The sequence below is a fragment of the Micromonospora haikouensis genome (assembly GCF_000876225.1).
GTDB classification, from domain to species: domain Bacteria; phylum Actinomycetota; class Actinomycetes; order Mycobacteriales; family Micromonosporaceae; genus Micromonospora; species Micromonospora haikouensis.
This window is the reverse complement of record NZ_JXSX01000001.1, coordinates 358,555-382,828: the sequence shown is the minus strand read 5'-3', so window position 1 is coordinate 382,828 and position 24,274 is coordinate 358,555. Positions and strand designations below refer to the sequence as shown.

Annotated in this window: 15 protein-coding genes and 2 tRNA genes; 4 read left to right on the top strand and 13 right to left on the bottom strand. The window is 72.8% G+C overall.

Features of this window, described 5'->3' with window-relative positions:
- Positions 1-144: 144 nt before the first annotated feature.
- Positions 145-405: a hypothetical protein gene (locus tag TK50_RS01645; protein WP_199485956.1), complete on the bottom strand. Its 261-nt coding sequence runs from the start codon at positions 403-405 to the stop codon at positions 145-147.
- Between the two features lie 248 nt (positions 406-653).
- On the opposite strand from TK50_RS01645, the gene TK50_RS01640 reads away from it, so the two are divergent.
- Positions 654-5,132: a cation-translocating P-type ATPase gene (locus TK50_RS01640; RefSeq protein WP_043961020.1), complete on the top strand. Its 4,479-nt coding sequence runs from the start codon at positions 654-656 to the stop codon at positions 5,130-5,132.
- A 38-nt stretch (positions 5,133-5,170) separates the two neighbouring features.
- Here TK50_RS01640 and TK50_RS01635 read toward each other — a convergent pair whose 3' ends face one another.
- Complete coding sequence (locus TK50_RS01635; protein WP_043963644.1) at positions 5,171-6,136, bottom strand: L-threonylcarbamoyladenylate synthase; 966 nt, start codon at positions 6,134-6,136, stop codon at positions 5,171-5,173.
- A 103-nt stretch (positions 6,137-6,239) separates the two neighbouring features.
- Here TK50_RS01635 and TK50_RS01630 point away from each other — a divergent pair, with 103 nt between their 5' ends.
- A complete protein-coding gene (locus TK50_RS01630; protein ID WP_043961019.1) occupies positions 6,240-7,007 on the top strand; it encodes an HAD-IA family hydrolase in 768 nt (255 codons plus the stop codon).
- A 118-nt stretch (positions 7,008-7,125) separates the two neighbouring features.
- A complete protein-coding gene (locus tag TK50_RS01625) occupies positions 7,126-8,535 on the top strand; it encodes an alpha/beta fold hydrolase (protein WP_158499145.1) in 1,410 nt (469 codons plus the stop codon).
- 158 nt (positions 8,536-8,693) lie between these two features.
- On the opposite strand, the gene TK50_RS01620 is transcribed toward TK50_RS01625, so the two are convergent.
- The 6 genes from TK50_RS01620 to gyrB all read right to left on the bottom strand — a co-directional run bounded on the left by TK50_RS01620 (position 8,694) and on the right by gyrB (position 15,987).
- Positions 8,694-8,769, bottom strand: a tRNA-Ala gene (locus TK50_RS01620).
- A gap of 43 nt (positions 8,770-8,812) precedes the next feature.
- Positions 8,813-8,941, bottom strand: a complete 129-nt coding sequence (locus TK50_RS34665; protein WP_218107428.1) for a DLW-39 family protein — start codon at positions 8,939-8,941, stop codon at positions 8,813-8,815.
- A gap of 43 nt (positions 8,942-8,984) precedes the next feature.
- Positions 8,985-9,058 (bottom strand) — tRNA-Ile (locus TK50_RS01615).
- Positions 9,059-9,210: 152 nt separating this feature from the next.
- Positions 9,211-10,125, bottom strand: a complete 915-nt coding sequence (locus tag TK50_RS01610) for a DUF3566 domain-containing protein (RefSeq protein ID WP_043961015.1) — start codon at positions 10,123-10,125, stop codon at positions 9,211-9,213.
- A gap of 3 nt (positions 10,126-10,128) precedes the next feature.
- Entirely contained in the window at positions 10,129-13,776 is a 3,648-nt protein-coding gene (gene gyrA / locus TK50_RS01605) for an intein-containing DNA gyrase subunit A (protein WP_422119934.1), read from the bottom strand.
- 264 nt (positions 13,777-14,040) lie between these two features.
- On the bottom strand, positions 14,041-15,987 hold the full coding sequence (gene gyrB / locus TK50_RS01600) for a DNA topoisomerase (ATP-hydrolyzing) subunit B (protein ID WP_043961013.1): 1,947 nt from the start codon (positions 15,985-15,987) through the stop codon (positions 14,041-14,043).
- Between the two features lie 519 nt (positions 15,988-16,506).
- Here gyrB and TK50_RS01595 point away from each other — a divergent pair.
- Positions 16,507-17,061 carry a hypothetical protein gene (locus tag TK50_RS01595; RefSeq protein WP_043961011.1) on the top strand — a complete coding sequence of 185 codons (555 nt, stop codon included), beginning with the start codon at positions 16,507-16,509 and terminating at the stop codon, positions 17,059-17,061.
- Between the two features lie 152 nt (positions 17,062-17,213).
- Here TK50_RS01595 and TK50_RS01590 read toward each other — a convergent pair whose 3' ends face one another.
- From TK50_RS01590 to dnaA, 5 genes are all read right to left on the bottom strand, one after another.
- Positions 17,214-17,900, bottom strand: coding sequence for a DciA family protein (locus TK50_RS01590; RefSeq protein ID WP_043961010.1), 687 nt, complete (start codon positions 17,898-17,900; stop codon positions 17,214-17,216).
- A complete protein-coding gene (gene recF / locus TK50_RS01585) occupies positions 17,890-19,023 on the bottom strand; it encodes a DNA replication/repair protein RecF (protein WP_043961009.1) in 1,134 nt (377 codons plus the stop codon). Before recF ends, TK50_RS01590 begins: the two co-directional genes overlap by 11 nt.
- A 16-nt stretch (positions 19,024-19,039) precedes the next feature.
- The gene (gene gnd, locus TK50_RS01580; protein WP_043961007.1) at positions 19,040-19,912 is read right to left on the bottom strand and encodes a phosphogluconate dehydrogenase (NAD(+)-dependent, decarboxylating); all 873 of its coding nucleotides are present in this window, start codon (positions 19,910-19,912) and stop codon (positions 19,040-19,042) included.
- A gap of 40 nt (positions 19,913-19,952) precedes the next feature.
- Positions 19,953-21,086 carry a DNA polymerase III subunit beta gene (dnaN, locus tag TK50_RS01575; protein ID WP_043961006.1) on the bottom strand — a complete coding sequence of 378 codons (1,134 nt, stop codon included), beginning with the start codon at positions 21,084-21,086 and terminating at the stop codon, positions 19,953-19,955.
- A gap of 880 nt (positions 21,087-21,966) precedes the next feature.
- Positions 21,967-23,862, bottom strand: coding sequence for a chromosomal replication initiator protein DnaA (gene dnaA, locus TK50_RS01570; RefSeq protein ID WP_043961005.1), 1,896 nt, complete (start codon positions 23,860-23,862; stop codon positions 21,967-21,969).
- Positions 23,863-24,274 lie beyond the last annotated feature (412 nt).

The window sequence follows — 24,274 nt, the reverse complement described above, 5'->3', positions numbered from 1 at the left end:
CCGGCTCACCTCGATCCTCAGCAGTTCGATCAGCATGCGCCCAGCCTGCGACCTCAACCCGGATTCAGGTCAAGCCGGACGTGACCGGGCTCTCACCCCGCGCGATCGGGCCTCACCCACCCCCGCTCGACGCGCCGCAAAGGATCAGGCGGACTCCAGCGCCTCGCCGATTCCCCTCGCCAGCCCGGACAGGTGCTGGTCGGCGAGCAGGTGCCCGGCGGTGATGACCAGCGCGAGCGGCCACTCGATGACCTGGAGCGCGGCGAGCACCCCGAGGCCCGCGTAGTAGGCCACCTTGTCGGGCGGCGGCACGGCGACCTCGCCCAGCATCGGCACCTCCACCCGGCGGCTGTACGTCCGCACCATCTCGTGCGCCCCGCTGAGGTGTCGCGTGATCGTGCTCATCCCGGCCTCCCCTGTGTCGTCCGCGCTGGCCATGACCCGAGCCGCGTTCCACCGTCGGTCGCGTCCATGCCAGTGGCGGAGGAACTTCTCGGGCAACCGCCGAGAAATTCCCGGACGAAGGGGGCATGACGCCCGAGCGGGCGGGAAGTCAGCCCGCCGGGACCGAGCGTGGGAGGCGAGATGGCGTACGGCGGGAGCAGCGGCGGCACCGGGAAAGCCGGCCGGCGGCGCTCCGGCCGTACCGCTCGATGACCTCGCTGGGTCGGCTCGCCGGCCGCCTCCTGCCGTCGGTGACGATGCCCCTGGTCGGCGACGTGTCCCGGACGGTGCCGCACCTGGTGGGCGACGCCTCCCGCAGCGTCGGCGTCGCCGCGACCCGGCTGGCCCGGTCGGCCGGCCTGACCAGTCGCCGGGTCTGGTCCCGGCCGGGTCGGCACCACATCGAGGTGCACGGCGTCGGCCAGGACGGCGGCGACCGGCTCGCCCGCCAGGTGGAACGCACGCTGGAACGGCTGCCCGGGGTGACCTGGGCCCGGGTGAACGCGGCATCCGGCCGCGTGGTCGTGGCCGTCGGGGAACCGGAACCGAAACTGCGCGACCTCATCACCACGATCGCCCGCTGCGAACGCACCTGCGACCACGAGCCCGACCCGGAGATCCCGCCCCCGCACCCGCCCGAGGACGGGCCGCGCACCCCCCGCACCCTCGGTGCGCTCGCCTCGGACGCGCTCGGCCTGACCATCTCGGCGGCCACCCGGATCCTGCCGTTCACCCCGGTCCCGGGCGAGGTGTCCGGCCTGCTCGCCGCCGTCGACCTGCACCCCAAGCTGCACGCCCTCGCCGGCCGGGGGTTACGCGCCGACCCGCGCGCCGACATCCTCTTCCCGCTCGCCGAGGCGGTCGTGCAGGGCCTCACCGGCGGCTGGGCCGGGATCGTGCTGGACGGCGCGCAGCGCGTCGTGCAGTGGGGCGAGGCCCGCGCCCAACTCACCGCCTGGACGAAGGCGGAGCCCCGACTCACCGGCGACCCGGACCGGGCCGTCGCCCGGGTCCCGACGGCGGAACGCCCGAACCCGAAGCCGGACGGACCCGCCGAACGCTTCGTCAGCCGGATGCTGACGGCGGGCGCGGCGTCCGCCGCGGCGGCGGTCCCGGTGGTCGGGGGCAAGCGGGCCGCCGCGCTCGGGCTCTCCAGCCTGTCCAAGGCCCCGGGCAGCGGCCGTGAGGGGTACGCCGCCCAACTCGGCCGCATGCTCGCCCGGCGCGGCGTGATCGCCATGGACCGCAGCGTGCTGCGGGAACTCGACCGGATCGACACGGTGGTGCTGGACGCCGCGGTGCTCGGCTCGCAGCGGGCGGTCCTCGCCGATCTCGCCCCGCTGTCCGGGGCGGACACCGGGCAGGTGGCCGCCCGCGCCTTCGCGCTGTTCGACCCGGCCGCCCCCGGCCAGGTGCAGCAGGCCGACGGGTGGCGGCTCGGCCCGCTGGACGCCGTCGGCGCGACCGACCCGGGCGACACCGACGACAGCCGGCGGCTGCGCTCCGGCGGCGGCACGCTGCTCGGCCTCGCCGAGGCGGACCGCCTCGTCGCGCTGCTCCGGGTGGAACCGGAGCCCGCCCCCGGCGTGGACGCGCTACCCACCGCCATCCGGCAGGCCGGCCTGCGGCTGGTGGTCGCCGGCGACGACGACGGCCGGTACGCCTTCGCCGACGCCGTCCTTCCCGGCGGCCCACGGACCGTCGACACCGTGCGTCAGTTGCAGCGCGACGGCGCGGTGGTGCTGCTGCTCTCCGCCGACCGGACGGCACTGGGGGCGTCCGACTGCGGGCTCGGGGTAACCGGGCCCGACGACCTGCCGCCGTGGGGGGCCCACCTGCTGGTGGGCACCGACCTGCGGGTCGCCGCCCTGATCATCGAGGCGGCGGGGGTGGCCCGCCGGATGACCGCGCAGAACATCCGGCTGTCGCTGGCCGGCACCGGGCTGGGGGCGCTCGGCGCGTTCACCGCCGACCCCCGGCAGCTTCCGGGCCGGACGCTGGCCGCCGTGAACGGGGCCGCCGCCCTGGCCTTCCTGCACGGGGTGTGGCGGGCGGGCCGGCTGCCGGACCGGGCGGACAGCGCGCCGCCGGCCCCGACGGCGTGGCACCTGATGCCGACCGACGCGGTGCTGCGCCAGCTCGGCACCGGCCCCGACGGCCTCGACGACGCCGAGGCGCACCGCCGCCTGGGCCGCCGCACCGGGGACACGCCGGGCCCGTCGGGACTGCTCCGCGCGTTCGTCGACGAGTTGGCCAACCCGCTCACCCCCGTACTCGCCGCCGGGGCGGTGCTCTCCGCGAGCTTCGGCTCGCTGGTCGACGCCGCCCTCGTCGGCGGGGTGGTCGGCGGGTCCGCGCTGGTCGGTGCAGTCCACCAGCGCAACACCGAACGGTCGCTGGCCGAGCTGCTGTCCCGTTCGGCGGTCACCGCCCTGGTCCGCCGCGGCGGCACGGAACGGACCGTCGCCGCCGAGGAACTGGTCAGCGGGGACGTGATCGTCCTGGGGCCCGGCGACGCCGTACCGGCGGACTGCCGGGTGCTCGCCACCGACGGGTTGGAGGCCGACGAGTCGTCGCTGACCGGCGAGTCGCTGCCGGTGGGCAAGTCCGCCGACCCGGTGGTCGCCGCCGCCGTCGCCGACCGCCACTCCATGCTGTACGAGGGCACCACCATCGCCACCGGCCACGGCACCGCCGTCGTCGTCGCCACCGGCTCGGACACCGAGGCGGGACGCAGCCTGGCGCTGGCCCGGCAGTCGCCCCCGGCCAGCGGCGTGGAGGCCCGGCTCGGCAAGCTCACCAGGTCGGCCGTCCCGTTGGCCGCCGGGTCGGCGGTGGCGGTGGCCGGGGCGGGGCTGCTGCGCGGCGTACCCCTGGCGGAGACGGCGGCGACCGCCGCGAACCTGGCGGTGGCGTCGGTGCCGGAGGGCCTGCCGTTCCTGGTCAGCGCGGCCCAGCTCGCCGCCGCCCGGCGGCTGGCCGAGCACGGCGCGCTGGTCCGCAACCCGCGCACCATCGAGGCGCTGGGCCGCGTCGACGTGCTGTGCTTCGACAAGACCGGCACCCTCACCGAGGGCAAGCTGCTGCTCGCCGGCGTCGGCGACGGCAGCGGCACCCGGTACGCCGCGCCGGAGGATCTGGACGGTGCGCTGCGACGGACCCTGGCCGCCGCGCTGCGCGCCACCCCGGCCGGCGACCCGGACGAGCTGCCCCAGCAGACCGACCGGGCGGTACGCCGGGGCGCGGCGGCGGCCGGGGTCGACGAGCGGACCGACGCCGACGGCTGGCAGGCGGCGGGCGGCCTGCCGTTCGAGCCGTCGCGGGGCTACCACGCCACCGTCGGCCGGGCCGGCGGCGGGCTGCTGCTCAGCGTCAAGGGCGCCCCGGAGACGGTGGTGCCCCGCTGCGCCGCCCGGCGCACCGCCGACGGGCACGACCGGCCGCTGGACGACGCCGGCCGGGCCGAGCTGCACCGGATGCTCGCCGAGCGGGCCGGCGCAGGGCACCGCGTCCTGGCCGTCGCCGAGCGTCCCGTCACCGCCGAGACCGTGACCGACGACGACGTGACGGGCCTCGTCTTCGTCGGCCTGCTGGCGATCGCCGACGGGGTACGCGAGTCCGCCGCGCCCGCCGTGCGCCGGATCCGGCAGGCCGGCGTGCACACCATCATGATCACCGGGGACCATCCGGCGACGGCCGAGGCGATCGCCGCCACCATCAGCCCCGACCACGGCGAGCAGCGGGTGGCCACCGCCACCGAGCTGGACCGGCTCGACGACGACGCGCTCGCCGAACGGCTGACCCGCACCGACGTGGTGGCCCGCTGCACCCCGGCCCACAAGGTACGCATCATCCAGGCGTTGCAGCGCAACGGGCGGACCGTGGCGATGACCGGCGACGGGGCCAACGACGCCCCGGCGATCCGACTCGCCGACGTCGGCATCGCCCTCGGCCAGCGGGGCACCCCCGCCGCCCGCGCCGCCGCCGACCTGGTGGTCACCGACGACCGGCTGGAGACCATCATCGCCACCCTCGTCGAGGGTCGGGCCATGTGGTCGTCCGTCCGGCACGCGCTGAGCATCCTCGTCGGCGGCAACCTCGGCGAGATCGCGTTCAGCGTGCTCAGCGCCGCCAGCACCGGCCGGTCGGCGCTCAACGGGCGGCAGCTGCTCCTGGTCAACCTGCTCACCGACCTGGCACCGGCGCTGGCCATCGCCGTCCGGCCACCCGCCGACGGCCACGCCGACCACCTGCTACGGGAGGGCCCGGACAGCTCGCTCGGCGAGACGCTGACCCGGGAGATCGCGCTGCGGGCGGCGTCCACCACGCTGGGCGCGACGGTGGGCTGGACGCTCGCCCGTTACACGGGGCGACAACGGCGGGCCGGCACGGTCGCGCTCGCCTCGCTCGTCGGCACCCAGCTCGGGCAGACCGTGTTGGCCGGCGGCACCAGCCCCACGGTGCTCGTGTCGACCGCCGCCTCCGTCGGGGCGCTGGTGCTCGTGGTGCAGACGCCGGGGGTCAGCCAGTTCTTCGGCTGCACCCCGCTCGGGCCGGTCGGCTGGAGCATCGCGGCGGGCTCGGCGCTCGGCGCGACCCTGGCCAACGGCACCCTCACCCGCCTGCTGGGTAAGGAAGGGCCCCTTGTTGACGCCTCCGGTAGAGAAGGGTCCCCTTCTCACCCCTGAACCGCAGGCGCCCGGCACCGCCGCCCGACCGCCCCGCGTCAGGCGTCCGACCGCCAGGTCGCCGCCGCCCGGCCCAACCGGTCGTTGACCGCCCGCCCCACCCCGACGTCCGGCACCCGCTCCGCGACGATCTCCGTCACCCCGGCCGCGTCGAGTCGGTGCAGCGCGTCGAAGAGCCGGGCCGCCGCCACCGTCAGGTCACCCCCGGGCGACAGCACCTCGACCGCCGCCCAGTCGCCGCCCGCCGGTCGCTCCCGGAAGGCCAGGAAACCCCGCCGGGTGCCGTCGCCGGCCGCCGGCTCCGCCCCACCCGCCACCCGCAACGGGGTACGCGGGGCGTAGTGCGCGGCCAGCGTCCCGGGTGCCACCGGCTGGCCGGAACTGCCCGGGCGTACGGTCACCGGGCCCACCGCCTCGACCAGGGTCTCCACCGGCAGCGCGCCGAGCCGCAGCACCACCGGCCGCCCGCCCCGGGCATCCACGATGGTCGACTCGATGCCGCAGCGGGTCGGTCCGCCGTCGAGCACCACGTCGACCGCGCCGCCCAGCCCCGCCACCACGTGCTCGGCCCGGGTGGGGCTGAGCTGCCCGAACCGGTTGGCGCTCGGCGCGGCCACCGGCACCCCCGCCGCCGCGATCAGCGCCCGCGCGGACGCCTCGTCCGGCACCCGCACGGCCATCGTCTCCAGCCCGGAGGTGACGATCGGCGGGATGGCGGCGGGACGGTCCACGATCAGCGTCAGCGGCCCCGGCCAGAACCGCTCGGCCAGCGCCGCCACCGCCTCGGGCACGGGCCCCACCAGCCCGGCCAGGTCGGCCGCGTCGGCGAGGTGGGTGATCAGCGGGTCGAAGCTCGGCCGCTGCTTCGCCTCGAAGATCCGGGCCGCCGCACGGGCGTCGAGGGCGTTCGCGCCCAGCCCGTAGACGGTCTCGGTCGGGAACGCCACCAGCCCCCCGGCCCGCAGGACCGAGGCAGCCTCGGCGATGCCGCTCTCGACGGGCAGGACGCGCGGAGATCCGGTGCTCACCCCCCGACGCTAACCTGCCCGTCCCGGGCGCACCGGCTCGCCCCTTCTCCTCTCCCCGCCGGTACGAGAGGATGCGGGCATGCTCCGGACACCGCGTGCGCTCCTGCTCGACTTCGGCGGGGTCCTCGCGGACGCGCCACCGCAGCCACCGAACCCGCCCGAGCTGGTCCAGCGGCTGTTCCGGCTCGTCGGCGGCGCGGTCCCCGCCGAGCAGATCGCCCGCGACCTGACGGCCGGCGCCCAGGCGTACGGGCTGTGGCGGGACGAGGAGAGCGCCGGGGAGCACCCCGTCGAGCTGGGCCACCGGCAGGTGTGGGCCAGGTTCGTCACCGGCGGCTGGCCGGCTCCGGCCCGGGCCGCCGTCGACCGGGAGGCGACCCCGCTGGCGTACGCGTGGACCTGGCACCAGCAGTGGGCCGTGCGCCCCGGCATCCCCGACGCCCTCGCCGCCGCCACCCGGGCCGGCCTCCCGCTCGCGGTCGTCAGCAACACCACCTGCGGTGCCGCCCCACGCGACTTCCTGGCCGCCGCCGGCCTCGGCACACTGTTCACCGCGCAGCTCTACAGCGACGAGGCGGGCGTGCGTAAGCCGAACCCGGAGCTGGCCCGGCTCGCCGCCCGGGCGCTCGGCGTGCCGGTCGCCGACTGCTGGTTCGTCGGCGACAGCCGGCACCGCGACGTCGCCTGCGCCCGCCGCGCCGGAGCCGGGGCGGCGGTGCTGATGCGCTCGCCGCGCACCGACCGCGAGGAGCCCCTGCCCGCGCTCGCCCCGGACGCCGTAGTCGAGGACGGCCACGGCCTGCTCGCGCTGCTCCGCGACGCCGGAGTCACCGCCCCGGTCGGCTGAAGAGCAACGTTGCGGCGCGGGAACATACGCCCTAGCGTGTGCGACGTAGATATACATGAGTCGATGCCCGGGGGCGTGGATGCGCGCGTTGGCCGCTGTCGTCGTCGCTTTCCTCACCATGACCGTCGCCTCAGCCGGAGCAGCCAGCGGAGCGACCCTCGCGTGGCGGGCCTGCCCAGGTGTCGACGACACGCGCCTGCGCTGCGCCACCGTCCAGGTGCCGCTCGACCATGCGCGGCCAGCCGGCCCGACGATCGACATCATGATCTCCCGGCTCCCCGCGACCGACCCGGCGCTCCGCCGCGGCGTGCTGGTCACCACGGGCGGCGGGCCGGGTGGTGCCGGCGTCCCCGAGCCGCTGAACCTCGCCGCCATCGTCGACCCCGCAGTGCTCGCCCGGTACGACATCGTCGGGTTCGACATGCGCTTCGTCGAACGCAGTACTCCGATCACCTGCGGCCAGCCGGAAGAGGAGCCGGGCGGCTACTGGGTGCGCACCGCGACCTATCAGTCCCTCAAGGACACCGCCGCCGAGGCCCGCGAGTACACCCGCGACTGCGCCCGGCACGCCGGCTGGGCGCTGCCGTTCGCCACGACCGCACAGGCAGCCCGCGACATGGACGCCATCCGGGCAAGCCTCGGCGAGCGGAAGCTGTCCTTCCTCGGGGGCTCGTACGCGGCGATGCTCGGCGTCGCGTACGGCACACTCTTCCCGCACCGGGTGGACCGGTTCGTGCTGGACAGCCCGGTCAACTACGACCTCGCCTGGCGCCCCTACGAGCTGAACCGGATTCCCGCCTTCGAGGAGAACTACGCCGCGTTCACCGGCTACCTCGCCGACAACAGCGCGGCGTTCGGGCTCGGGAGCACGCCGGCCGAGGCCGCGGGAACCTTGAGCGAGGCTTTCGCCGAGGCGGCGATCGAGCCGATCGTGGCCGGAGACCACGCCTGGACCGTCGGTGAACTCGGCTCCCTGACGGTCATCGCGACGTACTTCGAGCAGCTGTGGCCGGTGGTCGCGACCAACCTGGCCGCCATCCTCGCCCGGACCCCACCGCCGATCCCACTCGACCCGCGACCGGCCCCCCTGCCCGGGACGCCGGGTGTGCCGGCCGACAACCACACCGCGGTCAACATGGCATTCCGCTGCGGCGACAACGCGTGGCCGCGCGACCTCGCGACCTACCGCCGCGACCTGACCCGCCTCGGCACCCGCTATCCCGTCTTCGGCCCGTCGATGGCCAACCTCAACCCCTGCGCCTTCTGGCCGGTCAGCCGGGACAACACCCCGCCGCTGGCCAGCAACCGGGCACCGGCGGCGCTCGTCGTCGCCGCGCTGCGCGACGCCTCGGTGCCGCCGGCCAACTCGATCGCGACCGCCCGCGCCATCACCGGCTCCCGACTGGTCACCGTGGACAAGCAGACACACGTGCCCCTGCTCAGCGGCCAGGCCAACGCCTGCATGACCGACATGGTCACCGCCTACCTGGTGCACGGGCACCTGCCGAAGCAGAACACGGCCTGCTAGGCCGCGCTTCAGAAGCGGGAAACCACTCGTTTACCGCTCGCTGCGACGTGCACGGTGGCCTCGGCCATCGATCGCGTGCTCGGCGAGGAAGGAACGGCGTGAACCGCTTGGCTGTACGGATGGCTGTACTCGGGACCGAGATCAACCAAGGAAAGTGCTGGTGGAGCCCAGGGGACTCGAACCCCTAACCCCTGCCTTGCAAAGGCAGTGCTCTGCCAGTTGAGCTAGGGCCCCGAAGGCGGGCGGATCCGCCCGGAGCTGACAGTCGAAGAGACGGTCAGCGCAGGTCGGGCGCGGTGGTCGCCTCGTGCCACAGGGCCCGCTCGTCGTTGGAGGCCTTGACCTTACGAGCGACCAGGGCAGCTACACCGACGACGCCGGCCAGAATCAGAAGCTTCTTGAACATGGGGCGACCCCTTGCGCTCGACAGCCGTCGGAACGATGTGCGGTGGGGCTAGCTGGAATCGAACCAGCGACCTCAGAGTTATCAGCTCTGCGCTCTAACCGACTGAGCTATAGCCCCGCGTGGCGACGGCCAAGGTTAACGCATCCGCCCGCCGCGCCCCAAATCGGGGGCCGCCGAGCGCCGCACGCCCCGCCGTACCCCCCGAAACTACCCGGACGCACGACGCCGGGGCGACCGCTTTACGCGGCACGCCCCGGCGTCGGACGCGGTCAGTCCCGCTCGGCGAGCGTCAGCTCGATCCCGCCGACCAGGTCGGCGCAGACGTTGTAGACGAACGCGCCGAGAGTCGCCAGCGCGGTGAACAGGACGACGTTGACCAGGCCGATCAGGGCGGAACTCAGGATCACGCCCTTGGCGGTGATCTGGAAGGTGCTGCTGCTCTGCCCGCCGGCGGCCACCAGGTCGGTCAGGCTGTCGTTGACGCTCTGGAACACGCCCATCGCGTCCAGCGCCAGGTAGAGCACCGACGTGGCCACGACCACCACGATGAAGAGCACGACGGAGACAGCGAACGCGAACTTCATCACGGACCAGGGGTCGATCCGCTTGAGGTTCAGCCGGGCCCGGCGAGGCCCGCGCGACGCGGCCGAACTGACCGAAGTACGCGCCGCGCGTACCGCGTCACCCACGCGGGCGGCACCCACGGCCGACGCACCGGCCACCCCCGGCGGCAGCCCGCCGCCACTGGCGGGACGGCCGGCACCGGCCGGACGGGCTCCGTCCGGCTGCGGCTTCGTGGCGGTGCCACCCCCGATGCGCGGCAGGGTGCCTGTGACGGCGCTGCTGCCGGCCGCCGACTGCCCGCCGCCGGTCCTGATCGGCTGGGTCGTCGCCGGACGGGCCGCACTGCCCGCCGCCACGGCCGGAGCCGCCGCGGAGGTGGGCGCGTCGATGCCGGATGTCTCGGTCTTGTCGCTCGCCCCCGAATCGTCGCCGGGGGAGTCCGGCGGCGGGGCCATCCCGGGCGCCCGGGTGAACTTCGGGGCAGGCGCGTCGGCGGGGACGGTTGCCCGGCCCACGGCCGCGCGGCCGGTCGCTGGTGCGCCGCCCTTTGCGGCGGCCTCCTCGTCGACCGGGTTGGCCGAGGTCCCCTTGTTCCCCGACTTCGCCTGTGTCTCCGTCATCAACTAGTCCTGTTCGTCAGGCTCGTCGGCATTGCGAGCAATCGCCACGATAGTCACGCCGTCCGGGAGGTCCATCAGCTTGACCCCCATTGTGTTCCGGTCACGCGTACGGCGTACAGGCTTCACCGGAGTCCGGATGACGCCACCGTTGCTGGTGATCGCGAACAGCTCGTCGTCCGGGTGGATCACCACAGCGCCGACCAGACCACCGCGGCGCTCGGTGATCTTCGCAGTCAGCACGCCCTTACCTCCCCGGCCCTGCACCGGGTATTCCTCGATCGGGGTACGTTTCGCATATCCCCCGTTCGTGGCCACCAGGACGTCCAGCCCCTCGCGGACCACCTCCATGGCCAGCAGGACGTCCTCGTCGCTGAACCGCATGCCGATCACACCCGACGTGGCCCGACCCATCGGCCGCAGCGCCTCGTCCGTGGCGTTGAAGCGGATCGCCTGCGCGTTCTTCGACACCAGCAGCAGATCGTCGGACGGGGCGACGAGGGCAGCACCGACCAGCTCGTCCTCATCGCGCAGGTTGATCGCGATGACTCCGCCGGAACGGTTGGAGTCGAACTCCTCGAGCCGCGTCTTCTTCACCAGGCCGTTCTTCGTGGCCAGTACCAGGTAGGGGGCCACCTGGTAGTTCGGGATTTCGATGATCTGCGCGATCTGCTCGTCCGCTTGGAAAGCGAGCAGATTGGCCACGTGTTGGCCCTTGGCTACCCTACTGGCTTCCGGAAGCTCGTACGCCTTGGCCCGGTACACCCGGCCCTTGTTCGTGAAGAACAGGATCCAGTCGTGCGTCGAGCACACGAAGAAGTGGCTGACGATGTCGTCCTGCCGCAGCGTGGCCCCGCTGACGCCCTTCCCGCCGCGCCGCTGCGAGCGGTACAGGTCGACCTTCGTCCGCTTCGCGTACCCGGTGCGGGTGATCGTGACCACCACGTCCTCGCGGGCGATCAGGTCCTCCATCGAGACCTCGCCGTCGAACGGCACGATCTTCGTACGCCGCTCGTCGCCCCACTTCGCGACGATCTCGCCCAGCTCCTCCGAGACGATCCGCCGCTGCCGCTCCGGCTTGGCCAGGATGTCCTTGAGGTCGGCGATCTCCAGCTCCAGCTTCGCCAGATCGTCGAGGATCCGCTGCCGCTCCAGGGCCGCCAGCCGGCGCAGCTGCATGTCCAGGATCGCCGTCGCCTGGATCTCGTCGATCTCCAGCAGCCGGATCAGGCCCTGCCGGGCGTCCTCCACCGTCGGCGACCGCCGGATCAGGGCGATCACCTCGTCCAGGGCGTCCAGCGCCTTGCTCAGACCGCGCAGGATGTGCGCCCGCTCCTCGGCCTTGCGCAGCCGGAACGCCGTCCGCCGCCGGATCACCTCGATCTGGTGCTCGACGTAGTAGCGGATGAACTGGGCCAGGTTCAGCGTGCGCGGCACCCCGTCGACCAGCGCCAGCATGTTCGCGCCGAACGTCTCCTGGAGCTGGGTGTGCTTGTAGAGGTTGTTCAGCACCACCTTGGCGACCGCGTCGCGCTTGAGCACGAGCACGATCCGCATGCCCGTACGCCCCGAGGACTCGTCCCGGATGTCGGCGATGCCGGCGAGCTTGCCCTCCTTGATCAGCTCCGCGATCCGCTCGGCCAGGTTGTCCGGGTTCACCTGGTACGGCAGCTCGCTGACCACCAGCGCCGGGCGGCCCCGCTTGTCCTCCTCCACCTCCACCACGGCCCGCATCCGGATCGACCCACGACCCGTGCGGTACGCGTCCTGGATCGCCTGGGTGCCCACGATCAGACCGTGGGTCGGGAAGTCAGGACCCTTGACGATCTCGATGAGCGCGTCGAGGGTCGTCGCCTCGTCGACGTCCGGGTTCTCCAGGCACCACTGCACCGCCGCGCCGATCTCGCGCAGGTTGTGCGGTGGGATCTTCGTTGCCATGCCGACCGCGATGCCCTCGGAGCCGTTGATCAGCAGGTTCGGGATGCGCGACGGCAGGATGGTGGGCTCCTTGGCCCGGCCGTCGTAGTTGTCCTGCAGGTCGACGGTGTCCTCGTCGATGTCCCGCAGCATCTCCATCGCCAGCGGGTCGAGCTTGCACTCGGTGTTGTGGCTGACGAACCCGTCGGAGACGAACGAATGGTCGTCCGTGTCCACCCGGATGCTGTAGACCGGCTGCACCCCGGCGTCCGTGACGCTGGCCACCTCGGCGTAGTAGAACCGGCCGTCGACCAGCGGCTCGACCACGTCGAGCACCTCGCGCTCGGTGATCCGGGCGGCGATCTCGTCGCGGTCCCGCTCCCAGCGCTCGATCCGGTCCACGTTGTGCCGGCGCAGCCAGTCCCGCTCCGTCCACCGGGTGGCGCCGTGCTCGCGGATGAAGTCGCCGACCAGCGGCACGTGGTCGCCGGAGAGGGCGGTGCTGCTCGCCGGCACCTGGGCCAGCTCCGACTCCAGCTTGACCTGCTTGCGGCCGAGGAAGCCGACCTGCTGGGCGAAGATCTGGGCGTCGCGGCGGTTGGTCACCACCACCTTGATCTCGCCGCTGTCGTACCGGCACTGCTTGCTGATGACGCCGAACTCCAGCAGGAGCTGCTGCACCTCACGGGCCAGCCGCTCGCTGCGGGTCGAGTACGAGATCTGGATGGTGTTGCGGGGCAGCAGCGACGACGAGCCGTCGCCCTCGAAGAGGGCCTGGAGGAAGGCCCGCTTGATCGCCGCCGGCCCCCGCCAGACGAACTCCGGCACGAACTTCGCGGCACTCCGCGCCCCGACCAGCTCGCCGAGAAGGCTCTCCCGCAGCACGGAGAGGTCCTGGACGTCGATCTCGTGCAGCAGGTTCCCGGAGGCGATGGTGCGCTGGCTGACGTAGCGCGGGCCGCCGACGGCGAGGTCGTAGGCCGCGAGGACCCGGACGAAGAACTCGCGGTCGGTGTTGTTGAAGCCGGCCCGGCCCTCGGACACCCAGCCCTCGCTGACGAACGCGCCGGCGAGGACGGCCGCCTCGACGTGCTCCAGCATCGGGTAGCCGATCTCCTCCGGCACCGTCCGCTGGATGACCACCCGGTCACCGGGGCCGATCTCGGCGAGCAGCTTCCACAGCAGGGTCGGCACGCCGGCCACGTCGACCAGGCAGAGGACCGGGTGGTTGTGGGTGCCGGTCAGCTCGTACCCCTCGCGGGTGCGCAGCCGCAGCGTCGGGTGCTCGCCGGAGTGGAAGAACTTGCTGGCGCGGACCAGGTCACCGTTGCGGTCGCGGACCTTCAGCTCGATGTCGGTCTCGCTGCTCGGCGCGGCGTCGGGAACGACGTCGCCGATCCGGACCGCACCATCGGCGGTACGAATGCGGACATTGCCGGTCAAGCAATATCTCATCGCGGCAGCCGGGTCATTTCCGGGCGAGCCGAAGTTGCCGTTGCCGTCGACCAGCGGGTAGCGCAGCGACCAGGGCTGCGCCATCCGGACCAGCGCGTCGTAGATCGCCGAGTCGCCGTGCGGGTGGAACTGACCCATCACGTCGCCGACGACGCGGGAACACTTCACGTAGCCGCGGTCCGGCCGGTAGCCGGAGTCGAACATGGCGTAGAGGATCTTGCGGTGGACCGGCTTGAGCCCGTCCCGGACGTCCGGCAGTGCCCGCCCGACGATGACGCTCATGGCGTAGTCGAGGTAGGAGCGCTGCATCTCCACCTCGAGCCCGACCGGCTCGATCCGGTCGTGCGCCACGACTGCGGCGGCGGGGGTCTCGGGGACCTCGGGCTCGCTCGGGGTGGACTCGGGGGTATCGGTCACTGTTAACCCTTATCAGAATCAGAGTCGGTTTCGTGCTGTGGATAACCGCTGTGGAAACCGGCCACACTGTGGATAACTCTGTGGATCGGCGGGCCGCCGGTGGACGGCCGGGCGGGCCCGCCGGCTCCGTCAGATGTCCAGGAAGCGGACGTCCTTGGCGTTGCGCTGGATGAACGAGCGGCGCGCCTCGACGTCCTCACCCATCAGCACGCTGAACAGTTCGTCGGCCACCGCCGCGTCGTCGAGCGTGACCTGACGCAGGGTGCGGGTCGCCGGGTTCATCGTGGTCTCCCAGAGCTCGGGGTAGTTCATCTCGCCGAGGCCCTTGAAGCGCTGGATGTCGTCCGGCTTGGCGTTGGGCTTCTTCTGCTGGCGCAGCGCGATCAGCCCGTCTCGTTCGCGGTCGGAGTACGCGTACTGCGCGTCGTCGCCCTTCTTGTTCCACTTGATCTTGTAGAGCGGCGGGGCGGCCAGGTAGACGTGGCCCAGTTCGACCAGGGGCCGCATGAAGCGGAACAGCAGGGTGAGCAGCAGCGTCTGGATGTGCTGGCCGTCGACGTCGGCGTCGGCCATCAGCACCACCTTGTGGTAGCGCAGCTTCTCCATGTCGAAGTCGTCGTGGATGCCGGTGCCCAGGGCGGTGATCAGCGCCTGGACCTCGTTGTTCTTCAGCACCCGGTCGATCCGGGCCTTCTCCACGTTGAGGATCTTGCCGCGGATCGGCAGGATCGCCTGGGTGCGCGGGTCGCGGCCCTGCTTGGCCGAGCCGCCGGCCGAGTCGCCCTCGACGATGAAGACCTCGGACTCGCGCGGGTCGGTGGACTGGCAGTCGGCGAGCTTGCCCGGCATCGAGCCGGACTCCAGCAGCGACTTGCGGCGGGCCAGCTTGCGGGCCTGCTGCGCGGCGATGCGGGCGCGGGCGGCCTGGGACGCCTTGGTGATGATGATCTTCGCCTCGGCGGGGTTCCGGTCGAACCAGTCGACCAGCCACTCGTTGCAGACCCGCTGCACGAAGCTCTTCACCGGGGTGTTGCCGAGCTTGGTCTTGGTCTGGCCCTCGAACTGCGGGTTGGCCAGCTTGACCGAGATGATCGCGGCGAGGCCCTCGCGGATGTCCTCCCCGGAGAGCTTCTCGTCGCCCTTGAGCAGCTTCTTGTCCGCGCCGTAGCGGTTGACCACGCTGGTCAGCGCCGCGCGGAAGCCCTCCTCGTGGGTGCCGCCCTCGTGGGTGTTGATCGTGTTGGCGAAGGTGTAGACCGACTCGCCGTACGACTCGTTCCACTGCATGGCGATCTCGACCGACATGCCCTCCTCCTCGGCGCCGAACTCGACCACCGTCTTGTGGATCGGGTTCTTGGAGGCGTTGAGGTGCCGGACGAAGTCGGCGATGCCGCCCTTGTAGCAGAAGGTGACCTCGCGGGTCTTGCCCTCCTCGCCCTCGGGGACCCGCTCGTCGAGCAGGTGGATGGTCAGGCCCCGGTTGAGGAAGGCCATCTCCTGGAGGCGGCGGTAGATGGTCTGGAAGTCGAAGTCGACGGTCTCGAAGACGTCGGCGTCGGGCCAGAAGGCGACGGCGGAGCCGGTGCGGTCGGTGGTCTCGCCCTTCTCCAGCGGCGTCGGCTTGGAGTTGGTGTATTGCTGCCGCCAGACGAAACCGGACTTGTGGATCTCCACCGCCATCTTGGTGGACAGGGCGTTGACGACGGACACGCCGACGCCGTGCAGACCGCCGGAGACGGCGTACGCCTTGCCGTCGAACTTGCCGCCGGCGTGCAGCACGGTGAGTGCCACCTCGACGCCGGGCTTCTTCAACTTGGGGTGCAGGTCGACCGGGAAGCCACGCCCGTTGTCGGTGACCCGGACCCCGCCGTCGGCCAGCAGCACCACGTCGATGGTGTCGCAGTAGCCGGCAAGCGCCTCGTCGACCGCGTTGTCGACGACCTCCCACACCAGGTGGTGCAGACCGCGCTCGCCGGTCGACCCGATGTACATGCCCGGCCGCTTGCGGACCGCCTCCAGCCCTTCGAGGACGGTGATCGACTCGGCGCCGTACTCCTGCTTGTCCTGCGCTGCCACCCTCGGCCACTTTCTCGCGCCGCCAGCGCCGCAAGCGGCGCGAGTCGGGCGCGGGTTCGGCGGACAGGACGCGACGTCGGCGCGCGGACCGGCACCGGGCGTGAACCGGGGCACGGGCCGGAGCGCCGGTCGCCGCGGATGCCCGCGGATCGCGATCGGCTCGACCCGACGTGGGACAATGATCTCGGGCCGGTGGGCCCGTGTCCGTCGCACCGTGTCGGGTCTTCGTCTCGCCCTCAATCTTACTGTGCGCAGACGACAGAACCGCCACTCGGCACCCCTTCGCGGCGGCTGAGAACTCCGTAGCCGGCCGATCCGCGCCACCCGCGACTCCCCCTACGGGCGAGCCCCGGATCGGGTGGCGGCGCCGCCGCCGGGACTCGGGGGGTGGGGGTCGCGGCGGGAGGGACGGTGGGCGTAGGTTTGCGGCGCCCAGCGTGGCCGGTCTTGATCTTTTCCGGTCGGAACCGGACGATCGACCCGAACGCTTCGACACGTGCTCTCAAGGGGTGACGCCAGATGGGGCTGGACAACGTCGCGGTGCACTGGCCGCGGACCGGCCGCTTCTACGATCCGGTCGCACCGGCCGAGTTCGTCGACTTCGGCGAGATCGTCGACCTGCCGCGGATCTCCGCGCCGACGGCGGCTCTCGCCGAACACATCGCAAAGACCGGCACGGTCCGGGCGACCGCCTACACGGAGCTGGTCGACCTGCTGCTCGGGCTGGAGAATGTGCTCTACGCCACGGAGAACGCGGCCGAGGACGAGGATCCGGTGATCGACCCGGACGGCTGCGCCTGGATCGCCGGCGGGATCGAGCGCTTCGTGGCCGGGCACCGGCCGCACGGAGAGACGGTCACCTTCGACTCGGTCAGCACCGTGCTGCGTGGGCTGCTCGGCGACGGCCGCCTCGCCGAGCAGCAGTTGCGCTGGCTCGACACCCGCCTGGACGGGCTGCGCGACGAGAACGGCGACCCGCCGCAGTGGGACTTCACCTGCGCCGAGCTGGGTGTGCTGGCGGCCTTCTACCGCCGCTGCGCCGACCGGGGCTTCGCCGTCTACGCCGACGCCTGACCCGCCCGGCGCCGGCCCGTCCCGCGCGTGGTGATCGACTCCATGTCGGCGACGTGGCGGTATCCGGGCGGCCGGGATACCGCCACGTCGCCGACATCGCGCGGCCCGGACCCGTCGGACGCGGCCCAGGCCCGTCCGCGCGGGCCCCGGCGTCAGCCGTACGTGTCGCGGGGGCCCCTGCCCCGGACGCGGCGCGGCCCCCGGGACCAGGACGGCGCGGCCGGCCCGTGGATGTGCAGCTTGCGCACCACGTTGTGGCCCACCTCGCTGGCGATCTGCCGGAGCAGGGAGGCGGCGAGCAGCCGCAGCTGCGTCGCCCACGCGGTGGACCGGGCCTCGACGGTCAGCTCGCCGTCCTCCAGCTTGACCGGGCGGCTGTTCTGGGCCACCTCGGGGCCGACGACCCGCTCCCACGCGCCGAACACGGTCGCCTCGGCGGCCGGCTGCTCCCAGCCGCGCGCCTTCATCAGCCGGCCCAGCACGACACCCAGCGGCTGCGGGTCGCGGGGGTCCGGCCCGGGGCCGGAGTAGCCGCGTAGCCGCCGCCCGCCCTCGCCGTCGCCGGAGACGACGCTGCGGCGGCGGGTCTTGGCCGCCGCCTCGCGGCGGGCCCGCGCGGCGTCCAGCACCGCCCGGGCCAGTTCCGGCCCCGCCGTCCCGGCGGGCGCGTCGCCACCGCCCGCGGCGGCCGGGCCGTCGGGCCGTCCGGTCCCGTCGGCCGCCCGGCCGGCACCGCGGCGTGCGCCGCCGCCCGGGGCTGCGGCGTCCCGGCCACCCGGCCCGACGGCGGGGGTACGGGGCCCGAGCCGGGCCGGCGGCAGCTCCTGCTCATCCGGCACGGCGCACCTCCCCATCGCCGACCTGGTAGCGGACGCCGTGCAGGCCGGTCGGCACGTCGTCGTCCACGGCGCAGGTCACCAGCAGTTGGCTCGCCCCGCCGACCAGCCCCGCCAGCCGCTCGCGGCGGCCCGCGTCGAGCTCGGCGAAGACGTCGTCGAGCACCAGCACCGGCTCGATGCCGTCGGAGCGGAGCAGGTCGTATCCGGCCAGCCGCAGGGCCAGGGCGAACGACCAGGACTCGCCGTGGCTGGCGTACCCCTTGGCGGGCAGCGGGCCAAGGGTGAGGGCCAGGTCGTCGCGGTGCGGGCCGACGAGCGTGGTGCCGCGCTCCACCTCGGCGGACCGGGACTCGGCCAGCGCCGCGAGCAGCGTCTCGGCCAGCGCCGCCCGGTCCGCCACCGGGTCCGTCAGTTCCACCGACGGCCGGTACGTGATGCCCGCCGCGCCCTTGCCGGCGGCGACCGCGTCGTAGGCCTTGGTGACGTGCGGGCCGAGTGCGGCGACGAGTTCCAGCCTGCCGGCGAGCAGCTCGGCCCCGTGCCGGGCGAGGTGGGTGTCCCAGACGGCGAGGGTGGACAGGTCCCCGCCGCGCGACCCGCCGGTCTTGCGGGCCAGGTACGCGGTGCGCAGCAGGGCGTTGCGCTGCTTGACGACCCGTTCGTAGTCGGCGCGTACCCCGGCGTAGCGGGGCTGGCGGCTGACCAGCAGGTCGTCGAGGTAGCGGCGGCGTTCCGCCGGATCGCCGCGGACGAGTTCCAGGTCCTCCGGGGCGAACAGCACCATGCGCAGCGCGCCGAGGACGTCGCGGGCCCGCCGGGCCGGTGAACGACCCAGCCGGGCCCGGTTGGCCTTGCCGGGGACGATCTCCAGCTCGACCAGCAGTTCCCGGCCGTCGTGCGCCACCGCGCAGCGGATCACGGCCGAGGTGGCGCCCAGCCGCACCAGCGGGGCGTCCGTGGCGACCCGGTGCGAGCCCAGGGTCGCCACGTAGCCGAGCGCCTCGACGAGGTTGGTCTTGCCGGTGCCGTTGGCGCCGACCAGGACGTTGGGGCCGGGTTCGAGGTCGACGGCGACCCGCTCGTAGGAGCGGAAGTCGACCAGTTCGAGCCGGCGGACGTACACGGGTGGCGGACGCCGCTCAGCGCTTGTGGACGGCGTGGCCGCCGAACTGCTGGCGCAGGGCGGCGACGGCCTTCATGGCGGGAGAGTCCTCCTGCCGGGAGGTGAAGCGGGCGAACAGCGAGGCGGCGATGACGTTCAGCGGCACGGCCAGGCGGATGGCCTCGTCGACCGTCCACCGGCCCTCGCCGGTGTCCTCCGTGTAGCCGCTCAGGTCGGACAGGTCCGGGTCCTCGTCGAGGGCGCGGTCGAGCAGGTCGAGCAGCCAGGACTGGACGACGGTGCCCTCGCGCCAGGACTTGAACACGCCCGGCACGTTGGTGACCAGCTCGGACTTGGTGAGCAGCTCGTAGCCCTCGGCGTAGGCGTGCATGAGGCCGTACTCGATGCCGTTGTGCACCATCTTGGCGTAGTGGCCGGCGCCGACGGGGCCGGCGTGCACGAAGCCGTGCTCGCCGGCCGGCTTGAGCGCCTCGAAGATCGGCATCAGCCGGTCGACGTGCTCCTGCGCGCCGCCGACCATCAGGGCGTAGCCATTTTCCTTGCCCCAGACGCCGCCGGAGACGCCGACGTCGAGGTATCCGATGCCGCGCGTGGCGAGCCGTTCGGCCCGGGGGGCGTCGTCGCTGAACCGGGAGTTGCCGCCGTCGATGATGATGTCGCCGTCGCCGAGGTGCTCGGCGACGGCGTCGATGGTGGTGTCGGTGACGCCGGCGGGGACCATCACCCAGACGGCCCGGGGGCCGTCGAGCTTCTCGGCCAGCTCGGCCAGGCTCGTGACGTCGCTGCGGTCGGCGTTGCGGTCGTAGCCGACCACCTCGTGACCGGCGGCGCGCAGCCGCTCGCGCATGTTGCCGCCCATGCGGCCGAGTCCTACGAGGCCGAGCTGCATGTGTTCCTACCTCCGCTGCGTCCGGGTCGGGTATGCGCGATCAGCGGGAGACGCGGATCGGCATGATGAGGTACCGGTACCCGGGGATGACCTCGCCATCCTCGCCTGCGGGGGAAATCACCGCCGGCTTGAAGGCGTCGACGAACGCCAGCTGCGCGAACTGGGCGCCCAGGTTGGCCAGCCCGTCGATGAGGTACTGCGGGTTGAAGCCGATGGTCAGCGGGTCGCCGGTGAAGGTGGCCTCCATGGCCTCGCTGGCCCGCGCCTCCTCGGTGCCGCCCGCCTCCACGACGAGGCCGTCGGAGCTGAAGCTGAGCAGCACGGGGGTGGTGCGCTCGGCGACCAGCGCCACCCGCTTGACGACCTCGATGAGGGTGCTGACGGCGAGGCGGGCCTCGGCGTTGTGGCTGGCGGGGAAGAGCGAGCGCACCGGCGGGTAGTTGGCGCCGTCGAGCAGCCGGCTGGTGGTGCGCCGGGTGCCGCCGGAGAAACCGATCATGCCCTCGCCGGCCGCCCCCTGGGACAGGGCCATCGTCACGTGCCCGCCGAGCGGGCCGAGGGCCTTGGCGGTGTCGTGCAGGGTGCGCGCCGGCACCAGGGCGTTGATGCTCACCTCGGGGTCGTCCGGGTGCCACTCCATCTCGCGCAGCGCGAGCCGGTAGCGGTCGGTGGCGAGCATGGCCAGGTTGCCACCCGAGAGCTCGATACGGACGCCGGTCATCATCGGCAGCGTCTCGTCCCGCCCGGCGGCCACGGCGACCTGGGCGACGGCGGCGGCGAACGCGGCGGCGTCGACCGTGCCGGTGCTCTCCGGCATCTCGGGCAGGGCGGGGTAGTCCTCCACCGGCATGGTGGGCAGGGTGAACCGGGCGCTGCCGCAGACCAGTTCGAGGTGCGCGCCGACCGCGGCGATGTCCACCGGCTTCGCGGGGAGCGCCTTGGTGATCTCGGCGAGCAGCCGGCCGGAGACCAGGGCGGCCCCGTCGGCGTCACCCTGCACCTCGACGGTCACCTGGCTGGAGACCTCGTAGTCGAAGCCGGAGACCTGCAGGTTGCCGTCGGTCACCCGGAGCATCACGCCGGCCAGGACTGGCACGGACGGCCGGTTGGGCAGGCTCTTCGCGGTCCACGCCACGGCCTCGGCGAGCGCGTCGCGCTCCACTCGGAACTTCATCAATGCCTCCGCGTCGACGTCAGCGACAACTCTCTCATGCCGACCGCTGCCCACCGTCCCGCCTGACTGTGCGGGTTCCCATCGCACCTTAGGGCGCGTGGGCATCGGCTGTGCGCCCGACCCCGTGGATCCGGCCGGTGCCGGAGCGACTGTCTCCGGCCGTTCCGGCCCCATCCACAGGAAGTCCAACGGTGATGATTGGTTTTTGTTCTCTTAGAAGAACAAACTCATCGTCTTCGTAGCACCTGTGCAAACTGTGGAAAACCCGCGTCTGTGCAGGTCAGGCACGTTATCCACCGGTGGTTAGCCTGTGGAGAACCCGGGGTAAAACCGGGCCGGTCGTCCACAGGCCCTCCGATCCACCGGGTTGTCCACCGCCGTCCACCGGTTATCCACCGGTTATCCACCGACTTTCTCCCCAGTCCTGTGGACGGGCCGCACCGGTCTTCGCGTCGTTGTCCCCAGAACCTTCAACAGGAAGCCCACAGCCGTCCCCCTGCCTGTGGGCGACGGGCGGCATCGTCCACAGGCGTCCACAGGCGTCCACAGGTCCGTCCCCAGGGTTTGTCCACAGCCTGTGGGTAACCGAGGTCGGACCGTGCGTAGTTTTCCACCGTCGGTGGACAACCGGCTGTGGACAGCGTGTGGAAACCGTGGACGAGCATGCGCCGATCCTGGGGCCTGAACCGGGTCGAGGGTCAACACGAGGCGTCCCGGTGCACCTGTGGACGACGGCTCCGGGGCCTGGAAGTGACCGGCGTCACGTCGACCCGGGTGGTCGGGCGCGGGGGCCGACGCCGCCCCGGGACGCGAGAACGCCCGGCCGTGGTCGGCCGGGCGTCGGTCGCCGCTGCGGGCGAGGGCGTGGTGGGCGTACGCCTCAGGTGGTCTGCTTGATCCGGTTGGTCAGCTCGGCGATCTGGTTGTAGAGCGAGCGGCGCTCCGCCATCTGCTGACGGATCTTCCGGTCGGCGTGCATGACGGTCGTGTGGTCCCGCCCGCCGAACGCCTGCCCGATCCGGGGCAGCGACAGGTCGGTCAGCTCCCGGCACAGGTACATGGCGACCTGGCGGGCGTTGACCAGCACCCGGGAGCGGGAGTGCCCGCGCAGGTCCTCCAGGCTGACCCCGAAGTAGTCGGCGGTGGAGACCATGATCTGGTCGGCGGTGATCTCGGGGCCGGCGCCGTCGGGGATGAAGTCCCGCAGCACCTCCTCGGCCAGCGACAGCTCGACGGTCGACCGGGTGAGGCTCGCGAACGCGGTGACCCGGATCAGCGCCCCCTCCAGCTCCCGGATCGAGTTCGACACCCGCGACGCGATGAACTCCAGCACGTCCGGCGGCGCGTAGAGCCGCTCCTGGGCCGCCTTCTTCTGCAGGATCGCGATCCGGGTCTCCAGGTCGGGCGGCTGGATGTCGGCCAGCAGCCCCCACTCGAACCGGGTGCGCAGCCGGTCCTCCAGCGTCGCGAGCTGCTTGGGCGACCGGTCGGAGGTGACGACGATCTGCTTGTTGGCGTTGTGCAGCGTGTTGAAGGTGTGGAAGAACTCCTCCTGGGTCCGCTCGCGGTTCTCCAGGAACTGGATGTCGTCGATCAGCAGGATGTCGACGTCGCGGTAGCGGCGCTGGAACGCGCTCGTCTTGTCGTCGCGCACCGAGTTGATGAAGTCGTTGGTGAACTCCTCGGTCGAGACGTACCGGACCGAGCGGGCGTTGCCCAGCGTGGTGGCGTAGTGACCGATGGCGTGCAGCAGGTGCGTCTTGCCGAGCCCGGAGCTGCCGTAGATGAACAGCGGGTTGTACGCCTTCGCCGGCGACTCGGCGACCGCGACGGACGCGGCGTGCGCGAACCGGTTGGACGAGCCGATGACGAACGTCTCGAACATGTACTTCGGGTTGAGCCGGTTCCCACCGGTCTCCGCCCCGCCGGGGAGCCGCCGGTCGTCCCGTCCGCCCGGACGGTGATCCATGCCACTGCGACCCGGTCCGCTGTCGGTGCCGCCGTCGCGCGGCAGCCGCTGGGGAGCCGGCACGGCGCCGGCCGCGTATCGGCCCTCGTAGGGCCGGGCCCCGCCGACGTCGAGCCGGGGCCGCTCCTCGAAGCCGCGCCGGTCGGCACCCGGCACCAGCGGTTCGGCGAAGGCGTCGCCGAACAGGGGCTCCTGGGCGTCGCGGGCGGCCGGGACCAGCCCCGGGCGGTGCCCGTCGTCGGTCGGGGCTGGCCGGGACGCGGGCCCCGGCTCCGCCGCCCCGTGCCCGGGATGCCCGGCGGTGCCGTCCTGGCCCGGGTGGGGTGGCCGCGCGGGGTCGGCGCCCGGCTCGTCGTGGCCGGGATGGCCCGGGGCGGGAAAGCCGAGCGCGGGTTCGTGCCGGCCCGCGCCGGACTCGTCGTATCCCCGGGCGTCGAACGCCGCTGCGGAGTCGAAGCCGGCGGACCCGTCGAGGGCGGGCTGTTCGCCCGGCCCGGCGTCCGGGGTGCTGCGGTAGACCGTGCCGGCGGGGCGGCCCGAGGGGTCCTCGGCGACCCGGACGGTCACCGCCACCTGGATCGGGCGGCCCAGCCGCCGGGTCAGCGCCTCGGTGATGGCCGGCCGCAGCCGGGACTCGATCACGTCGCGGGTGAAGGCGTCCGGCACGGAGAGCAGGGCGGTGTCCTCGACGATCGCGCGGAGCCGGGTGAGCCGCAGGTACGCGCGTTGCTGCGCGGAGATGATCTCGTCGGCGAGTTCGTCCGTGGTCGCCGTCCACACCGCGGCTAGGTCGGTCGTACCGGCCACCGTCGTGCCACCCCCCTCGCTTCTGCTCCCGACCGCCGCGGTGGTCCAGCCGGACGGCTCACCGGCCGTCGTCCACAAGTTATCCACAGCCTGTGTGTACTGACCGATTGTGGCCCCCCGCCCGAAGCGGGTGGGACCTGCCCCCTGTCTGAACGGGCGCTGAAGCGGGTTTCACCGTGCCGAACGATTCACTGCCTGGTCGGGTCTTGCCCGAGTCCGGTCCTGCTCGACGACGACCGTCTCGCCCGACGACGGGAACGGGGCGACGACGCCGACCGCAAACGCGCACGCTAACAGCGCGGGGCCGGGGCCATCAACCGTCGACGCGGTGGCACCCTTGGCGACATCAGTGAAAAGCAGCGCTTCGGTCGTGGTCAGGGGCGCTGTGGGGGTGTGGCGGGGTGTTTGACGC